This is a genomic window from Enterobacter sp. UCD-UG_FMILLET (genome assembly GCF_000762975.1).
GTDB classification, from domain to species: domain Bacteria; phylum Pseudomonadota; class Gammaproteobacteria; order Enterobacterales; family Enterobacteriaceae; genus Enterobacter; species Enterobacter dykesii.
In genome coordinates this window covers 216,400-233,546 of sequence record NZ_JRJC01000006.1, presented here as the reverse complement: position 1 = coordinate 233,546, position 17,147 = coordinate 216,400, and the positions used below count along the sequence as shown (strand labels likewise).

The window sequence follows — 17,147 nt, the reverse complement described above, 5'->3', positions numbered from 1 at the left end:
CACAAACGTTATTGCTCATACCTGAAGCGGAATTTTTCTTGCTCGGTTGCCGCTTTCGCCAGTATCCACTGCCGGAAGGCGGCTATTTTACCCAGTTCTGCCTGACTGTCATGACAAACCAGATAAAACGCATTCTTGCTGACCAGTACATCATTAAAAGGGCAAACCAGGCGGCCTGCCTCAATTTCGGACTGCGCCATGACGTTGTTCGCCAACGCCACGCCCTGCCCGTGTATGGCAGCCTGTAACACCATCGCACTGTGGCTAAAAATGGGTCCCTGCTGCACGTTTATATGTGTAAGACCTAATTGACGTGTATAAGTTTGCCAGTCGCGGCGAGAGGCATCATGCAAAAGCGTATGCTGAGCCAGGTCAGCGGGTGACTTCAGCGCCTTCTCGCCTGTTAACAGCAGGGGAGAACAGACCGGCAGGAGATATTCTGCGTATAATTTTTCAACGCGCAAGCCCGGCCAGTTACCGCGACCATAAAAAATGGCGACATCCACGTCATCGGCCAGCTTGTCCTCCTGACGATCTACCGCCTGGATTCGAACGTCGATCCCCGGATAAGCTGAGTTAAAGCTTGAGAGTCTTGGAACAAGCCAATGAATGGCAAAACTGGGCAATAAACTGACGGTCAGAGCACCTTTTGCACTGCGAGCCTGCAGCTTACGCGTGGCTTCCGTAAGCTGGGAAAAAATCTCTTTAATATCCTGAAAATAGCTCTGCCCCTCTTCGGTCAACAGCAACGAACGGTTGCGTCGACGAAACAGCTTAAGGCCCAGAAAATCCTCAAGAGACTTGATTTGGTGACTTACTGCGGCCTGTGTCACAAAAAGCTCATCTGCCGCGCGGGTGAAGCTCAGGTGACGTGCTGCTGCATCAAAAACACGTAATGCATTAAGGGGTGGCAATCGCTTTGACATGGTTATCTGGCTTAGATGTTAACGGATTTTAACAAACAGGAAACAACGTTTAACCTATTAGTTTTTTTTATCTGAGCCATTATAATTTGTCCGTTGAGGAACTACCAGCAAATACCTATAGTGGCGGCACTTCCTGAGCCGGAACGAAGAGCTTTTTTCGGAATGCGTGTTCTGAAGGGCTTTTGGCTTACGGTTGTGATGTTGTGTTGTTGTGTTTGCAATTGGTCTGCGATTCAGACCACGGTAGCAACGCTACCAATTTTTCACTTCCTGTACATTTACCCTGTCTGTCCATAGTGATTAATGTAGCACCGCCAATTTGCGGTGCTTTTTTTTCGCCTGCGATCTGTTAATGCTCGATCTCTTTCATCTCTTTCACGTCCGTGCGGTTGATCTGCTGCTTGTTCCCGTTAGCATCTTTGTACGAAATCATCCCGGTATCATTATCGGTAGTCGGTTTCCCTTCCGAAACGATAGAACGACCATCGTTGGTGTGCATCACGTAGTTGTTACCAGAACACGCGCTCAGGGCAAAAGTAAACGCACAGGCAGAAATGATTGCAGCTGTCTTATTCATGATTATTCTCCTTTAGCAATTAATGCTATTCAAACCTCGATTTATAACAGGCTAAAACATCCGCCTAACACTATTTAGCATAACCTGCTTTTTTGAGGTCGTAAGGATAAGCAGACAATTCTGATAGATATCAACCTCCTTGCCCTGCCGCTGAAATTGCGCGACGATCGCTATATTGAAATGAGGAATCCCATGAACGCTTTCAGTCCTGCGCAGTTCCGCGCACAGTTTCCGGCCCTGGCCGATGCCGGTATTTACCTGGATAGCGCCGCCACCGCCCTTAAGCCACAGGCGGTGATTGAGGCCACGCAGCAGTTCTACAGCCTGAGCGCCGGGAACGTGCATCGCAGCCAGTTTGCCGAAGCGCAGCGATTAACCGCGCGCTACGAAGCCGCACGCGATCAGGTCGCGCGCCTGATCAATGCCGAAAGCGGGAAAAACATCGTCTGGACGCGCGGCACGACCGAGGCCATCAATATGGTGGCCCAGTGCTACGCGCGCCCGCTGCTTCAGCCGGGCGATGAGATCGTTGTCAGCGAGGCGGAACATCACGCCAACCTGGTACCATGGCTGATGGTGGCCGAGCAAACGGGTGCGCGCGTGGTGAAACTCCCGCTAGGTGCAGACCTTCTGCCCGACGTGGCCCGTCTCCCCAAGCTGATTACCCCCCGCAGCCGCATTCTGGCGCTCGGACAGATGTCGAACGTCACGGGTGGTTGCCCGGACCTCGCTCAGGCTATTCGCATAGCCCATGCCAGCGGGATGGTGGTGATGGTCGATGGCGCTCAGGGCGTGGTGCACTTCCCCGCTGATGTGCAGGCGCTTGATATCGATTTCTATGCCTTCTCAGGACATAAGCTCTACGGGCCAACCGGTACAGGAGCGTTGTACGGCAAGCCAGAACTGCTGGCAAAAATGACGCCGTGGCTGGGTGGCGGCAAAATGATCACCGAAGTGTCGTTCGATGGCTTCAAAACTCAGGATGTTCCCTATCGCCTGGAGGCCGGTACGCCGAACGTGGCGGGGGTGATTGGCTTAAGCGCGGCGCTGGAGTGGCTGGCTGAAACCGACATCGTTCAGGCTGAAAGCTGGAGCCGGGGGCTGGCGACGCTGGCAGAGGAAGAGCTCAAAAAGCGCCCGGGTTTCCGCTCGTTCCGCGTTCAGGACTCAAGCCTGCTCGCCTTTGATTTTGCGGGCGTTCATCATAGCGACATGGTGACACTGCTGGCCGGATATGGCATTGCCCTGCGTGCCGGACAGCACTGCGCCCAGCCGCTGCTGGCGGCGCTTGGCGTTAACGGTACGCTGCGCGCCTCGTTTGCGCCGTATAATACCCAAAGCGATGTCGACGCGCTGGTTGCCGCCGTTGACCGCGCCCTTGAAATACTGGTGGATTAATGACTAGCGCTGCTTTAGCCGGACATCCGTTTGGCACAGTCATCACTGAAGAGACGTTAAAACAGACCTTTGCCCCGCTTTCACAGTGGGAAGATAAATATCGCCAGCTGATTATTCTCGGTAAGCAATTACCAACCCTCTCTGACGATCTCAAAGCGCAGGCGAAAGAGATCGCAGGCTGTGAAAACCGCGTCTGGCTGGGGGTGAGCGTCTCCGGCGAGAAGCTCCACTTCTTCGGCGACAGCGAAGGCCGCATCGTCCGGGGTCTGCTGGCCGTATTGCTGACCGCTGTGGAAGGGAAAAGCGCGGCGGAACTGCTGGCACATTCGCCGCTGGCGTTATTTGATGAGCTGGGGCTGCGCGCGCAGCTCAGCGCCTCGCGCGGTCAGGGGCTGATCGCGCTCAGCGACGCGGTACTGGATGCCGCACGTCAGGCTCAGGCCTGACGTTCCGCTTTCGCCATCATCTTCTTCAGGGCGTGAGACACCGCCACAAAGCCAAAGGAGGCGGTCACCATGGTGGCCGCACCAAAACCTGAGGCGCAGTCCATTCGTTTTGGCCCTTCCGCCGTGCTTTTCATCGCGCAGACTGACCCATCCGCCTGCGGGTAGACCAGCGCTTCGGTCGAGAACACGCAGTCGACGCCGAGCTTGCCTTTGCTGTTCTTCACCACGTTAAAATCGCTCTTCAGGCGTTCACGCAGCTTGGCCGCCAGCGGATCCTGGATCGTTTTCGCCAGGTCGGCTACCTGGATCTGCGTCGGATCGATTTGCCCGCCCGCACCGCCGGTGGTGACCAGCGGCACCTTGTAGCGACGGCAGTATGCGATCAACGCCGCTTTTGGCCGCACGCTGTCGATGGCGTCAATCACATAGCTGTAGCCTTTGCTCATGTATTCGGCGACGTTATCGGCCGTCACAAAGTCGTCGATCACCGTCACGCGGCACTCCGGGTTGATCAAACGGATACGCTCCGCCATCACCTCGGATTTTGCCAGGCCGACGTTATCGCGCAGGGCGTGGATTTGACGGTTAGTGTTGGTGACGCAAACGTCATCCATGTCAATCAGCGTGATTGCGCCAATACCGGTTCTCGCCAGCGCTTCTGCCGCCCACGACCCCACACCACCAATGCCCACGACGCAGACGTGCGCATCCGCAAACAGCTGCAGGGCTTTTTCACCATATAAACGTGCCGTCCCGCCAAAACGCTGGCGCCAGGCGTCGCTGATTACCACAGACATAAAACCTCAGATGTAAAAAGGGTGAGGTTTTCCTCACCCTGAACAGTAATCCATATTGCGCTCAGAATACCACAATCAGCCGCTGAATACGTTTCCAGCACCCGGCGCCGCCTTCAGTACCCACACGCGTCCGTAGTGGTTATACCAGCCCGCGCGATGGCCTGCGTCAGGGCCAATACCCTGATAGATGTCGAAGTGCTGGCCTTTAATCGCCCCGCCGACGTCCAGCGCCACCATCAGACGCAGCTCATACTGGCCGTTGAACTTGCCGTTATTGTCCAGCAGAGGGACCTCAGCCAGCAGCGTAGTGCCTGCAGGAATAATAGAACGATCCGATGCTACCGACGCGCGGCCAATCAGCGGAACCGCGCTGGCCCCTTTCACCGGCGCGAAGTTTTGCGGTTTAAAGAAGACGAAAGACGGGTTCTGCTCCAGCAGCTCGCGCACCTCGGCTTCGCTGTGCTTTTCGCCCCACTCGCGGATCGCCTGCATCGACATATCTTCTTTCTTCACTTCGCCGCGGTCGATCAGTACCTTACCGATACTGCGATAGGCGTGGCCGTTTTTACCGGAATAGCTGAAGAAGTTAAGCGGTGAACCGTCGCCAAAATCAATGTAGCCGCTGCCCTGAACGTCCATGATGAAGTTATCCATCAGGGAGTTGCTGTAGGCCAGAACGTAGTTTTCGCTCAGCGCACCGGCGTAGATCTCGGCGCGCGACGGCAGACGACCGCGTTTTGGCGGCATGCGGTAGATAGGATACTGGAACTCGCCCTGACGCGAGTGTCGTGCCTGGATAACCGGGGTGTAGTAGCCGGTAAACTGGACGTTGCCGTAGTTATCGGCCCCTTCCATCTGCCAGGCGTCGATACCAAACTGGCGCATGTTGCGCGTATCACCGCCTGCTTTCAGCCAGTCCTGGACCGCGTTATACACGCTACTCTGGGTGCCATACAGACGCGGCGACGCGTTGCGGATCTGGTAGACCTGCTCGGAGAAATCACCGGCATTAATCGGTGCGCCAACGGCATCAGGCTGATTAACTAAAGAGAAAGGCTGGGATAACTTCCCGTCTTTATACTGTTGACCGCGATCGGTCGGTTTGGAAGAACAGGCCGCAAGAATCGCTACCATTGCGCCCGCCATCAGATACTTCGCCCAACGTCCTTTCATTATATCTCGTCTTTAAGTTGCCCATTTCCGCGTGATGAAGATAACAAACCGACAGGGCTAATGAAATGCGATCGCATGCCCTTTGGCAAATTTTGCGCAAAAAATAGTCCAAACAGCCCCATGTCGTTCAATTTGCATACAAAATCATGATAAATGTGAAAAAGGGGTTGCATCACAAACCTATCCGAGTATAGTGCGCATCCACGGACGCGGGGTGGAGCAGCCTGGTAGCTCGTCGGGCTCATAACCCGAAGGTCGTCGGTTCAAATCCGGCCCCCGCAACCAATTAAAATTTGATGAAGTATCTTCTACGACTGTAGAAAAACGGACGCGGGGTGGAGCAGCCTGGTAGCTCGTCGGGCTCATAACCCGAAGGTCGTCGGTTCAAATCCGGCCCCCGCAACCAATCAAATTTGAAGAAGTAAGTTTCTACACGAGTAGAAAGACGGACGCGGGGTGGAGCAGCCTGGTAGCTCGTCGGGCTCATAACCCGAAGGTCGTCGGTTCAAATCCGGCCCCCGCAACCAACACTTCTAAAACAATAAACACCCTTAAGGGTGTTTTTTTGTATCTGTCGTTTGTGAATTTGCCGGGCGTTTACCCGGCTGAAAGCATTATCCGCGTCGCGCCAGCGTCGCCCCGTCAGAGAAATATGCCCGTATCCCCGCCAGAATCGACTCCGCAACCTCCTGCTGGAATTTTGCCGTCTTGAGTTTACGCTCCTCTTCGACGTTACTGATAAACGCGGTTTCGACCAGGATGGACGGGATATCCGGTGCCTTGAGTACCGCAAACCCGGCCTGTTCAACGCTGTTTTTATGCAGCTTATTGATATTCCCCAGCTTGCCCAGCACCGCTTTACCAAACTTCAGGCTGTCGTTAATGGTCAGCGACTGCACCATATCGAACATAGTGTGGTCGACGTAGCGGTCGCCGCTTTTGCTCACGCCACCAATCAGGTCAGAGGCGTTCTGGGAGTCCGCCAGGAATCTTGCTGCGGTACTGGTCGCACCTTTAGTTGAGAGCGCAAACACCGACGAGCCGCTTGGCTGGCGGCTGGTAAAGGCATCCGCATGGATCGACACGAACAAATCGGCGCGCTGCTTCTGCGCTTTCGCCACCCGGACCTTCAGCGGAATAAAGATATCTTCATTGCGCGTCATATAGGCGCGCATATTGCCTTCTTTATCAATCAACGCCTTCAGGCGGCGGGCAATTTGCAGCACCACGTCTTTTTCACGCGTGCGGTATTTCCCCACCGCGCCGGAGTCTTCGCCGCCGTGGCCGGGATCGAGCATGATCACAATCGGACGATCGCGCCCTGCTTTCCCGGGCTGCGGGCCACTTTGCGCAGGCGGCACCTGACGCTGAAGATCGCCCTTGTTGTAGTCCTCCAGCAGAGCGAGAAGCGGATCCTGGATATCCGTTGCGTTGGCCGGGTAGAGATCCATCACCAGGCGCTCTTTAAAGGTCGCGACGGGCGCCAGGGCGAACAGCTGCGGCTTAACGTTCTGTTTAAGTTCAAACACCATGCGCACGGTTTGCGGATCGAACTGCCCAACGCGTGCTGATTTAATAAAAGGATCGTCGCCGCGGATCTGCGCCGCCATCCCCTTCAGAACGGAGTTGAGGTTAACGCCTTCGAGATCCACCACCACGCGTTCCGGGTTGCTGAGGGCAAATTGCTTATATTTCAGCACGCGATTGGATTCGACCGTCACGCGCGTATAGGTCGACGACGGCCAGACGCGCACCGCCACCACCTGACTCGTGGCGGCAAGACCGACCTGACTGACGCTAAGCAACCACATTGCCCCGGCCCCTTTTAACAAACGGCGGCGGCTTATTGCTGAATTGGATCCCGACATGCTTCTCCCGAGCAAGAACACTGACTGATATACAAAATGTCCAAATTGACCGAAAACTTTAACGAATGACGCATAAACTGTCATCTATAAAAGGGTAAACAATCATACGCTAACGCACGGATTACTTACCAATTTCTGTGGGTCGCGGAAAATTTGCACTTGCACACGCGGTCACAATCGAATAAAAATACATAAATTACGAATAAACATTCATTAAGGGTTGTGCCATGGTGAAGGAACGTAGAACCGAACTGGTCCAGGGATTCCGCCATTCTGTTCCCTATATCAACGCCCATCGGGGAAAAACGTTTGTCATCATGCTTGGCGGCGAAGCCATTGAGCATGAAAATTTTTCCAGCATCGTCAATGACATTGGCCTGCTGCACAGCCTCGGGATCCGCCTGGTGGTGGTTTATGGCGCGCGTCCGCAGATCGACGCCAACCTGGCCGCTCACCACCACGAGCCGATTTACCATAAACATACCCGCGTCACCGATGCCAAAACCCTGGAGCTGGTGAAACAGGCGGCGGGTCTGCTGCAGCTGGATATCACCGCGCGTCTCTCCATGAGCCTGAACAATACGCCGCTGCAGGGGGCGCATATCAACGTCGTGAGCGGCAACTTTATTATTGCCCAGCCGCTCGGCGTGGACGATGGCGTGGATTACTGCCACAGCGGCCGTATCCGTCGTATTGATGAGGAAGCTATTCACCGCCAGCTGGACAGCGGTGCCATCGTGCTGATGGGCCCGGTCGCTGTTTCCGTGACCGGCGAAAGCTTTAACCTGACGTCCGAAGAGATCGCCACACAGCTGGCGATCAAGCTGAAGGCGGAAAAAATGATTGGGTTCTGCTCCTCCCAGGGCGTCGTGGACGACGAAGGAACGATCGTGCCGGAACTCTTCCCGAATGAAGCCCAGGCCCGCGTAGAAGCGCTGGAAGCCGAAAGTGATTACCACTCCGGCACCGTCCGCTTCCTGCGTGGCGCCGTGAAGGCCTGCCGCAGCGGCGTGCGCCGCAGCCATCTGATCAGCTATCAGGAAGACGGGGCCCTGCTGCAGGAGCTGTTCTCCCGCGACGGTATTGGTACGCAGATTGTGATGGAGAGTGCGGAGCAGATCCGCCGCGCCACCATCAACGACATCGGCGGCATTCTGGAGCTGATCCGCCCGCTGGAACAGCAGGGTATTCTGGTGCGTCGCTCACGCGAACAGCTGGAGATGGAGATCGACAAATTCACCATTATTCAGCGCGATAACCTGACCATTGCCTGCGCCGCGCTCTATCCGTTCCCGGAAGAGAAGATCGGTGAAATGGCCTGCGTGGCGGTGCATCCTGATTACCGTAGCTCTTCACGCGGCGAAATGCTGCTTGAACGCGTGGCGGCACAGGCGCGCCAGATGGGGCTAAGCAAGCTGTTCGTCCTGACGACGCGCAGCATTCACTGGTTCCAGGAGCGCGGATTCACGCCGGTGGATATCGATTCTCTGCCGGAAACGAAGAAAGAGATGTACAACTATCAGCGTCGTTCAAAGGTGCTGATGGCTGACCTGGGATAATACAACGCTTGCCGGGTAGCGCTGCGCGTACCCGGCCTGGATGTCTGGCGTTGTTCAGAGTGACTCAAATATCGCGCCCAGCCCGCTTCGGCGTTCCGTTCGGGTGGCGATCGCCTGCACCAGCACATGTTCATCGGTATAGAGCGACAGGCGCTGACGCGCGCGCGTAATGGCGGTATAGATCAGCTCGCGGGTAACGACGGGTGAAAGCTGCGTGGGCAGGATCAGCGCCGCATGGTTAAACTCGGAGCCCTGGGATTTATGCACCGTCATTGCCCAGGCGGTTTCATGCTCGGGTAAACGGCTGGGCTGGAAGGACTTCACGCTCCCGTCCGGCATCTGGAACCAGACGCGCAGGCCCTGACCGCAGTCGAGCGCAATACCGATATCCCCGTTAAACAACCCCAGCGCGCTGTCGTTGCGGGAGATCATCACCGGCCGCCCTTCATACCATCGCGAGTGCGGGTTACGGTTAATTTTGCGTTTTTGCGCCAGCAGCTGTTCCAGCCTGTCGTTCAGACCCCGGACGCCAAAGGGGCCTTCCCTCAGCGCACAGAGCAACTGGTATTCACCAAACGCGGCAATGACCTGCTCCGGCGTACGTTGCTGTTGTACGCCAGTCAGAAAGTGCTGGTACCCCTTCAGGACGTCGTCCAGCATCGCCTGATACTTTTCCCCGCTTTGCAGCGATTTTTTCTCAATATCCGTAAAGGTACCGTCAAATACCGCTGTGGTGGTGCGCCGGTCGCCCCGGTTCACTGCCGCCGCAAGCTGGCCGATGCCGGAGTCGCTGCCGAAACGGTAGCTTTTTTGCAGCAGACACAGGCTGTCGCGCAGCGCCCCTGCAAGCGAATGGTTTTCAGACGTGAGCGAACATCCGGTGAGACGGGCTAACTCCTGCGCGCGTTCCGCGGTATATCCCAGGCTTGCATAGGTGCAGATATCCCCCAATACGGCTCCCGCCTCTACGGAGGCAAGCTGGTCGCGATCGCCGAGGAAAATAACGCGCGCGTGAGGCGGTAGCGCATCGATCAAACGCGACATCATCGTCAGGTCAATCATCGACGCTTCATCCACGACCAGCACGTCAAGGTGCAGTGGGTTACCGGCATGATAGCGCAGACGCTGGCTACCCGGCTGTGCGCCTAGCAAACGGTGCAGGGTGCTGGCTTCATTGGGGAAAAGCGCAAGCTGCTCCCCGGTCAGCGCCAGTTTTTGCAGCGCGCCGCCTAACGATTCCGTCAGACGTGCCGCCGCTTTACCGGTGGGGGCCGCCAGGCGAATACGGCACTTTTGCTCACCCGATAGCTGAATCAGCGCGGCAAGCAGCTTTGCCACGGTGGTCGTTTTCCCGGTGCCCGGGCCGCCAGAAATCACCGAGATCCGTCGCGTTAAGGCCACGGCTGCCGCCACTTTCTGCCAGTCCGTCGCGTCGTCAGAGATAAACAGCGCATCCAGCGTTTGCCGGAGCTTTACTTCATCGCAGGGAAGCGGGGCGTTGGTCTCGCTGAAGAAGCGCGCCACCGTCAGTTCGTTACGCCACAGCCGGTTAAGATACAAACGCTCGCCGACAAGGATCATCGGCGTCCCGGTATCGGCTCCGCTCACGGCAGGCGAGCCGAGTAATATCCCCTGCCAGTCCACTGCGTCACCCAGCAGCGCGAAACACGCCTGTAAAGCCGGTGGCATTTTCTCATCCACCGCCAGACGCGACAGCGGCAGACATACGTGCCCCTCTCCCGCGTCTTTGCTCAGAATGGCGGCGGCAAGCATGACGGCAGGCTCCTCGCCTGCCACCATCATGGCGAACTGCACATCCAGGTGGCGCAGTAATCGTTGTTCAACCGCGTCCAGCAGTAGCGCCTGCATCGTCATGCCACCTCCTCCGTGCTTGCAGCAAACAGGTTATCCATTTTTTCAATCAGTTCCGCAGACGGACGCGTGCTAAAGACGCCGGAACGCGGGTCGTTTGCATCCACTCCGCGCAGGAACAGGTAAATGACGCCGCCAAAATGCGTTTCGTAGCGGTAATCGGCCATGCGATGGCGCAGGTAACGGTGCAGCGCCAGGGTGTAAAGCTGGTACTGCAGATCGTAGCGATGCATTTGCATGGCAGAGGCCATCGCGTCCTGGGTGTAGGCCTCGCTGCTTTCACCCAGCCAGTTTGATTTGTAATCCAGCAGGTAATAGCGCCCTTCGTGGCGGAAAACCAGGTCGATAAAGCCTTTGAGCATCCCCTGTACCTGGCGGAAATTCAGCGGCGGGCACCCGGCAGATAACGGATCGTACTCGCGGATCAGCGCATCAAGCGCCTCGGCCCTGAGCGGGCTGGCGATGGGGAGATAAAACTCCATCTCCACCTGCTTATCTTTGGCGGTCAACTGGTTCAGGGAGATCCCCTGCGTCGTGAGCGGCGCGTGCAGTACCGCGCGGATCCAGTCGGTGAGAACCGGCTGCCACTGTGCGTCGTAGCCGCCACTCTGTAACATCTTCAGCACCCACTCTTCGGATACCGGCTGGGTAAAATCCAGCTCTTCAAACAGGCTGTGCAAAAACGTGCCCGGCGAGGCGCCGCGCGGGAACTGGTGCGGCGTAAGCACCGGCTCAGCGGGTACGCTACCGGCTCCTGCGGCGTCCACGTCCAGTTTTGGCATCAGATCCTGCGCAATACTCTGTCCGTGCTGCTGCAAACCGGAGTAGCTGGTGACCCGCCAGTCGTCGGCAATGGTACGCACAACCTGGCGGGCATGGAGCTCTGACTCACGCAGCTCCGGCATCTGCCAGCGGCTGTTGTCGGGCTGCGACGGAATATGCAGGGCAACATGCTCCGTGCAAAGCGATGCGATGCACTGGCGCAGGCCCGCCGCGTCTTTGGGTTCGCCGTGCTGAATAAGCCGCCCCAGCGCGCTCAGATGAAAATCGCTCTCCCCGCTCTTTTCGCCACGGCGACGGAACAGCGGCGCAACGCCCAGGCTGCAGTGCCAGACCGAACGGGTCAGCGCCACGTAAAGCAGGCGCAGGTCTTCCGCCAGACGCTCGGCTTCGGCCAGCTCAACGCTGGACTCCGCGTTGCTGAGATCGAGCACCGCCTCAAAAGACTCGCGATCGTGGTAAAAGGCCTGATCCTGCACGCGGTAATTAGCGATAAACGGCAGCCAGACCAGCGGATATTCCAGGCCTTTCGACTTGTGGATGGTGACGATCTGCACCAGATGTTTATCACTCTCAAGGCGCATCTGCTGGCTGGACGAATTACTGTTTGGGTCGGCAATCTGCTGCGCCAGCCAGCGCACCAGGGCGTGTTCGCTCTCCAGCTGCGTACCGGCTTCCTGCAGCAGTTCGCTGATATGTAAAATATCTGTCAAACGGCGCTCGCCGCCTGCTGTCGCCAGCATATTCTCGGCAATGTGGCGCTGCGCCATGAGCTCGCGCACCATCGCCATGACTCCACGCTTCTGCCATTTTTCGCGGTAGCGAACAAACTCTTCTACCACGGCATCCCACGCGGCTTCGTCATTGTTGAGCGCATCGATATCCCGCGCGTTCAGCCCGAGCATCGCGCTCGCCAGTGCGCTACGCAGCGTGCTTTCCCGCTCCGGAGCCAGCACGGCCTGCAGCAGCCATAGCATCTCCTGCGCTTCCAGCGTTTCAAAGACGCTGTCACGGTTTGAGAGATAGACGGAGGGAATATTCAGTAACGTCAGGGCGTCGCGGATGAGCGCGGCCTCCTGACGGCTGCGCACCAGCACCGTGATATCAGATGCCTTTACCGGGGCAGGTTTATCCCCCTTCCACAGCAGCGCTTTACCGTGCGCGCCCGCGCTGAGCCAGTCGCGGATTTGTGCGGCACAGTGCTGGGCCATGGCATTTTGATAGTCGGCAACGCCGCAGCCTTCCCCGTCCAGCAGCCAGAAGTTCATGGCAGGCTGCGTCTCGCCGTTGAACTCGAAGCGCAACGAGGCATTTTTCTCGGCAAATTTTACCGGCTGAAACGGGATCTCCCGGAACATAAACGCCGTATCCATGCGGCTGAAGAGCGCGTTGACGCTTTCCACCATGCCGGGAGAGGAGCGCCAGTTAGTATCGAGCGTGTAGTGCGCGTCAACCTCGCTGCGGGCTTTCATGTAGGTGAAAATATCCGCACCGCGGAAGGCGTAGATGGCCTGTTTCGGATCGCCGATTAACAACAGCGCGGTACCGGGCTGCTGGCGCCAGATGCGGCGGAAAATGCGGTACTGCTGAGGGTCGGTATCCTGAAATTCGTCTATCATCGCCACTGGGAAGCGGGTGCGAATCGCGGCGGCAAGCGCTTCGCCATTTTCACTGCACAGCGCCGCATCGAGGCGGCTCAGCATATCGTCAAACCCCAGTTCACCCCGGCGGCGTTTCTCACGCGCGACGGCGTCGCGAATTTCCGTCATGGCGCGGGTAATCATCAGATCGTTGAGCGTTAAGGGCTCAGCCAGCAGGGTTTCAATCGCCACAAACAGAGGATGCTCAGGCACAATGCCGTCGGCTTTGGTCCGCTCAGCCAGGAAACGCCGGGAGAATTTCTCCAGCGCGTCCGGGAGCTGGTAGCCCCGCGTCTCTTCCTGCGCCCAGGCGCTGATCTTGTCGATCCATTTCCCCTGATTGCCGCGGTTGAACTTGCGACGGTCAATCCCGGAGTTTTCGATGATTGCGTCAATCTCGCCAACGGACTCAATCCATTTTTGCTTGATATCGGCAATTCTCGCGATGATTTTTTCATGCCGTGAGGCCAGGGTTTCATCCGCTGGCGGCGGGGATTTGATGACAGGTGCTTCACCCTGCAGATAACGATCGATAGCGCGCAGCAGCGCCTCCGGGCCCTTCCACAGCGCATGTACCGCTTCGGCGATATCGCGCTGTAACGGGTAGCAGTGGCGACGCCAGAAATCCGCGCAGGCCTGATAGCGAAGCACGGATTCATCTTCAATGAGCTGCTGTTCAAACAGCATTCCGGATTCAAATGCATTCAGGCTCAGCATACGCTGGCAAAAACCGTGAATGGTGAAGACGGAGGCTTCATCCATCTGCCGTTCAGCGAGGAGCAGCCACTGGGCTGCCTGTTGCTTATCGGCAATCTCTTCCAGAAGGCTCGCGTAGAGGGGGTTATCCGTGCTCTGACGCAGACAGGCGATGCGCAGCTCGTGGATATTGCGGCGAATACGGCCCCGCAGCTCAGCAGTGGCAGCCTCGGTGAAGGTGACCACCAGCAGCTCTTCCACGCTTAAAGGGCGTGGAAAAGCTGCGTTGCCGCCAAGCCCCAGCAGCAGACGCAGGTACAGGGCGGCAATGGTGAAGGTTTTTCCCGTTCCCGCTGAGGCTTCAATCAATCGTTCACCCTGCAGAGGTAAACGTAAGGGATCAAGGGACTCAGCGGTATCGGTCATTCTTTCTTACTCCAGGGCATAGATTGCTGCAGTGCGCTGACGCTCTTCCAGACTTTCCAGCCTTTCGGGTTCACGTACTCCGTTTTCCCGTTCTGGCTACCGGAAACCTGAGACAGGATGGTGATTCCCTGCGGCTTAATGACCGTCTGATGGAAGAAGTCGGCAACCTTCTGCGGCGTCAGCTGTTTTATCTCGGCCACTACTTTATCACGCGAATCAAATTTCAGATTACCGCGATCGAAATCTTTGCTCAGCTGCGAGGCTTCTTCACCCAGCGTCTGCGGCGGCTGCATCACCTGTGCGATGACGGCCTGCTGGATCTGCGCAAACTCTTCCGGCTTCATGGCGCGCAGTTTTGCTTCCACCTGCGGGAAGAAGGCCTGGTAACGCTTCCAGAGATACGCCGGCTGTTTATCGCTGCTTTGCAGCAGGAAACCCAGCCCCCACTGTCGGCCTACGTTCATGGAGAAGGCAAACACCGCGTAGCCAAGCTGCTCCTCAGTGCGTAACTGGTTGTAGAACCACGGCTGAATAATTTGCCCCAGTACGGCACTCTGTGCCGAGCTGGCGAATTCATCATAGCCCGTTGGCACAAATACCGCGGCCAGCGCGGAATCCGTGCTGTTACCCGCCTTTTCAAAAATCACATTCTGTTTTTTCTCAACCAGCACGTCCTGGTTGCGGCACCACTCGTCGCCTTTCGAACCGAGCTGAGCGCGCACATTCTCCGCCAGGGTTTTGGCCTGCTCCTCACTCATGTTGCCGACGATCAGAAACTCCGGACGCGTGTTGGTTTTCAGCGCGTCGCGGTAAGCCAGCACGTCTTTTAAGGTGATCGAAGGCAACAGCGCACGGCGATCCTCTCGCTGGAAATAAGGAACTTGCGACAGCATTTGCGCCGGCATAAGCGCCAGATCGTAAGCTTTGCCCTTCTCCGCAGAGTCCATCATCTGCGCATACCACGATTTGGCCTGCTCAAGCTGCTCTTCCGTCGGCGTGTAGCTGAAATACCCTTCCAGCAGGGCCTGGAACAGCTGAGGCAAACGCTGGGTATAGCCGTTTGCATTGAGCATCAAACCGTTGTTGGCGTTGGTGGAGAAGCTGATCCCACCCACGGCTGCCTGGTTGCTGAGTTGATCGAGCGCGATACCGGCGAGATAGTCATTGAGCGCGAACATCACCTGATTTTTGGCGCTGTTCATTGCTTTCGGGTTACGCAGCACCACGCTGACATCGGCTTTAGGCTCACTGGCGAAATAGCGGCTTGGGGTATACACGACGCGCAGCGTCGGCTCATCAACGATGAGCGCCGGGTGCGGATAATCTTGAGTCGTTTTGATCAGCGAAAAGTCATCCGGAATATAGGGGTTCAGCTCCGGCAGCTTCAACGCAATCTCCCCGGCCTGCTTCTGCCAGTCGGCGAAGGTCTGCGCGCTGATTTTATCCACCTGATAGGGGGCATCGACAAAATACGCCGTCTTGTTATGCGGTTCGTTCGGGCTGATGTACCAGATGCGGGCATTCTCCGGCGTCATCATCGCCAGGCGGGCTTTTACCGCATCGGCATCATAGCGGTCGGCAATATTGACCGCGTCGAGGGTGTGTTCCACCGGCACGCGGATCATGGTATCCGCCAGCCACTCAACGTAATCCATATCGCGGGTAATGGACGGGTAACGGAAATCGAGATCCAGCACGTGCGCGAGCTCATCAAAGTAGCGCTTATCGACGCCTTTCTCACGCAGTAAAGAGAGGTAGCTGAAGATCGCCGCCACCACTTCATCACGGTTTGCCAGGCCTTTGTCGGTCAGGGTCGCCGAGATCGCCAGCACGCCGCTATTGCCGTTTACAACTGGATCGGAATCGGCGCGAATACCTTCCACCAGCCCCTGTTTTTGCAGCCAGTCAGAAAGCGTACCCGGACTACGGTTACCTATCAGGTAGGTCACCAGCTCATCGGTTTTACTGCGAAACTGTGCGGTGTTGTTATCAATGCGGAATTCCACGCGCAGCACTTTGCGCGGCAACGCCGGCACGTAGTGGATAACGATCCCTTTTTGCGCGTCCGTGACCACCGGTACGTCTATCTGCGGCAGGTCGATATTTTTATTCGGCACCCGGCCAAACGTTTTAGCCGCCATGCCTGCCAGTTCAGGCAACGGTTTATTGCTGTAGATGACCGCTTTCATCAGGTTGGCGGAGTAGTATTTATCGCGAAACGCGTGCAGGGCATCAAGCACCGGGCTGTTCGGTTTGTCGCTTAACGTCTCCAGGTTACCGCCGGAGAAACGCGAACCCGGGTGCGCAGGGTTGATGGTTTCAGCGCTGACCTGGGCCATGCGCATACCGTCTCGCGTGCGGGCCATGGTCAGCTCGGCATTGACGGCATTGCGTTCACGGTCGGCATATTTTTTATCCAGCAGGGGGGCGGCGATGGAATCAGCAAGGCGATCGACCGCGCCTTCCAGCGCATCATTTTCGACTTCAAGATAAAAGGCCGTGCGGTACGGTGCCGTGCTGGCATTGTGGCTGCCGCCATGCATTTTCAGAAATTCGGACAGGCTATCCGGCTGCGGGTATTTTTTTGACCCCATCAGCGTCATATGTTCCAGATAGTGTGCAAGCCCAGGATGCGCGTCAGGATCTTCCAGCGATCCAACCGGCACCACTAATGCCGAGAGGGACTTCACCGCCTGCGGATCGGAAACCAGCAGTACGGTCATGCCGTTATCAAGACGAATAGCCTGATATTGACGGGTATCTTTTTCGCTTTTACGAATAGTTTCCTGAACGGGTTGCCAACCGGAGCCTGCCTGAGTGACAGGTGCCCAGAGGGCGACAAACAAAACAAACGCTTTAAACAAGGTGCTGCCTGGCATTACGACCTCTTTATCACGGCTACATCATTAACAAATTGCGTGCTGGACACGCCAACATCTCTTTATTGGGTACATCAGTCCGTGATAAGAAGTGCATCATAAATGAACAC

General features: G+C 56.9%; 11 protein-coding genes and 3 tRNA genes. 6 read left to right on the top strand and 8 right to left on the bottom strand.

Translation table 11 applies throughout. The features are described 5' to 3' along the window. Positions 1–8: 8 nt before the first annotated feature. Together gcvA and LA04_RS01545 are read right to left on the bottom strand one after the other, a co-directional pair. Positions 9–926, bottom strand: coding sequence for a glycine cleavage system transcriptional regulator GcvA (gene gcvA, locus LA04_RS01550; protein WP_023309032.1), 918 nt, complete (start codon positions 924–926; stop codon positions 9–11). Between the two features lie 349 nt (positions 927–1,275). Continuing rightward, entirely contained in the window at positions 1,276–1,503 is a 228-nt protein-coding gene (locus LA04_RS01545) for a YgdI/YgdR family lipoprotein (RefSeq protein WP_008499648.1), read from the bottom strand. Positions 1,504–1,695: 192 nt separating this feature from the next. Between LA04_RS01545 and csdA the strand changes: the two genes are divergently transcribed. Both csdA and csdE read left to right on the top strand, forming a co-directional pair. Further along, positions 1,696–2,901, top strand: a complete 1,206-nt coding sequence (csdA, locus tag LA04_RS01540) for a cysteine desulfurase CsdA (RefSeq protein ID WP_047650240.1) — start codon at positions 1,696–1,698, stop codon at positions 2,899–2,901. Then, complete coding sequence (gene csdE, locus LA04_RS01535; protein WP_047650239.1) at positions 2,901–3,347, top strand: cysteine desulfurase sulfur acceptor subunit CsdE; 447 nt, start codon at positions 2,901–2,903, stop codon at positions 3,345–3,347. Before csdA ends, csdE begins: the two co-directional genes overlap by 1 nt. On the opposite strand, the gene tcdA is transcribed toward csdE, so the two are convergent. After that, positions 3,338–4,144 (bottom strand): tRNA cyclic N6-threonylcarbamoyladenosine(37) synthase TcdA, encoded by an 807-nt coding sequence (gene tcdA / locus LA04_RS01530; protein ID WP_006811804.1) that lies wholly within the window; start codon positions 4,142–4,144, stop codon positions 3,338–3,340. The two genes, csdE and tcdA, sit on opposite strands and share 10 nt — an antisense overlap. Positions 4,145–4,219: 75 nt before the next feature. Then, complete coding sequence (gene mltA, locus LA04_RS01525; RefSeq protein ID WP_023309035.1) at positions 4,220–5,317, bottom strand: murein transglycosylase A; 1,098 nt, start codon at positions 5,315–5,317, stop codon at positions 4,220–4,222. A 208-nt stretch (positions 5,318–5,525) separates the two neighbouring features. On the opposite strand from mltA, the gene LA04_RS01520 reads away from it, so the two are divergent. The 3 genes from LA04_RS01520 to LA04_RS01510 all read left to right on the top strand — a co-directional run bounded on the left by LA04_RS01520 (position 5,526) and on the right by LA04_RS01510 (position 5,844). After that, positions 5,526–5,602 (top strand) — tRNA-Met (locus tag LA04_RS01520). 44 nt (positions 5,603–5,646) lie between these two features. After that, positions 5,647–5,723, top strand: a tRNA-Met gene (locus LA04_RS01515). A 44-nt stretch (positions 5,724–5,767) separates the two neighbouring features. Next, positions 5,768–5,844, top strand: a tRNA-Met gene (locus LA04_RS01510). 87 nt (positions 5,845–5,931) lie between these two features. Here LA04_RS01510 and amiC read toward each other — a convergent pair. Further along, positions 5,932–7,185 (bottom strand): N-acetylmuramoyl-L-alanine amidase AmiC, encoded by a 1,254-nt coding sequence (gene amiC / locus LA04_RS01505; RefSeq protein ID WP_029740496.1) that lies wholly within the window; start codon positions 7,183–7,185, stop codon positions 5,932–5,934. A 227-nt stretch (positions 7,186–7,412) separates the two neighbouring features. Here amiC and argA point away from each other — a divergent pair, with 227 nt between their 5' ends. Further along, complete coding sequence (argA, locus tag LA04_RS01500) at positions 7,413–8,744, top strand: amino-acid N-acetyltransferase (protein ID WP_047650238.1); 1,332 nt, start codon at positions 7,413–7,415, stop codon at positions 8,742–8,744. 54 nt (positions 8,745–8,798) lie between these two features. Here the strand turns inward: argA and recD are convergent, their stop codons facing one another. Genes recD through ptrA form a run of 3 tightly spaced genes read right to left on the bottom strand, consistent with a single transcriptional unit; the run spans position 8,799 to position 17,037 of the window. Next, entirely contained in the window at positions 8,799–10,619 is a 1,821-nt protein-coding gene (recD, locus tag LA04_RS01495; protein WP_047650237.1) for an exodeoxyribonuclease V subunit alpha, read from the bottom strand. After that, the gene (gene recB / locus LA04_RS01490) at positions 10,616–14,158 is read right to left on the bottom strand and encodes an exodeoxyribonuclease V subunit beta (RefSeq protein WP_047650236.1); all 3,543 of its coding nucleotides are present in this window, start codon (positions 14,156–14,158) and stop codon (positions 10,616–10,618) included. The genes recD and recB overlap by 4 nt, the downstream gene beginning before the upstream one ends. Further along, a complete protein-coding gene (ptrA, locus tag LA04_RS01485) occupies positions 14,155–17,037 on the bottom strand; it encodes a pitrilysin (protein ID WP_047650235.1) in 2,883 nt (960 codons plus the stop codon). Before ptrA ends, recB begins: the two co-directional genes overlap by 4 nt. Positions 17,038–17,147 lie beyond the last annotated feature (110 nt).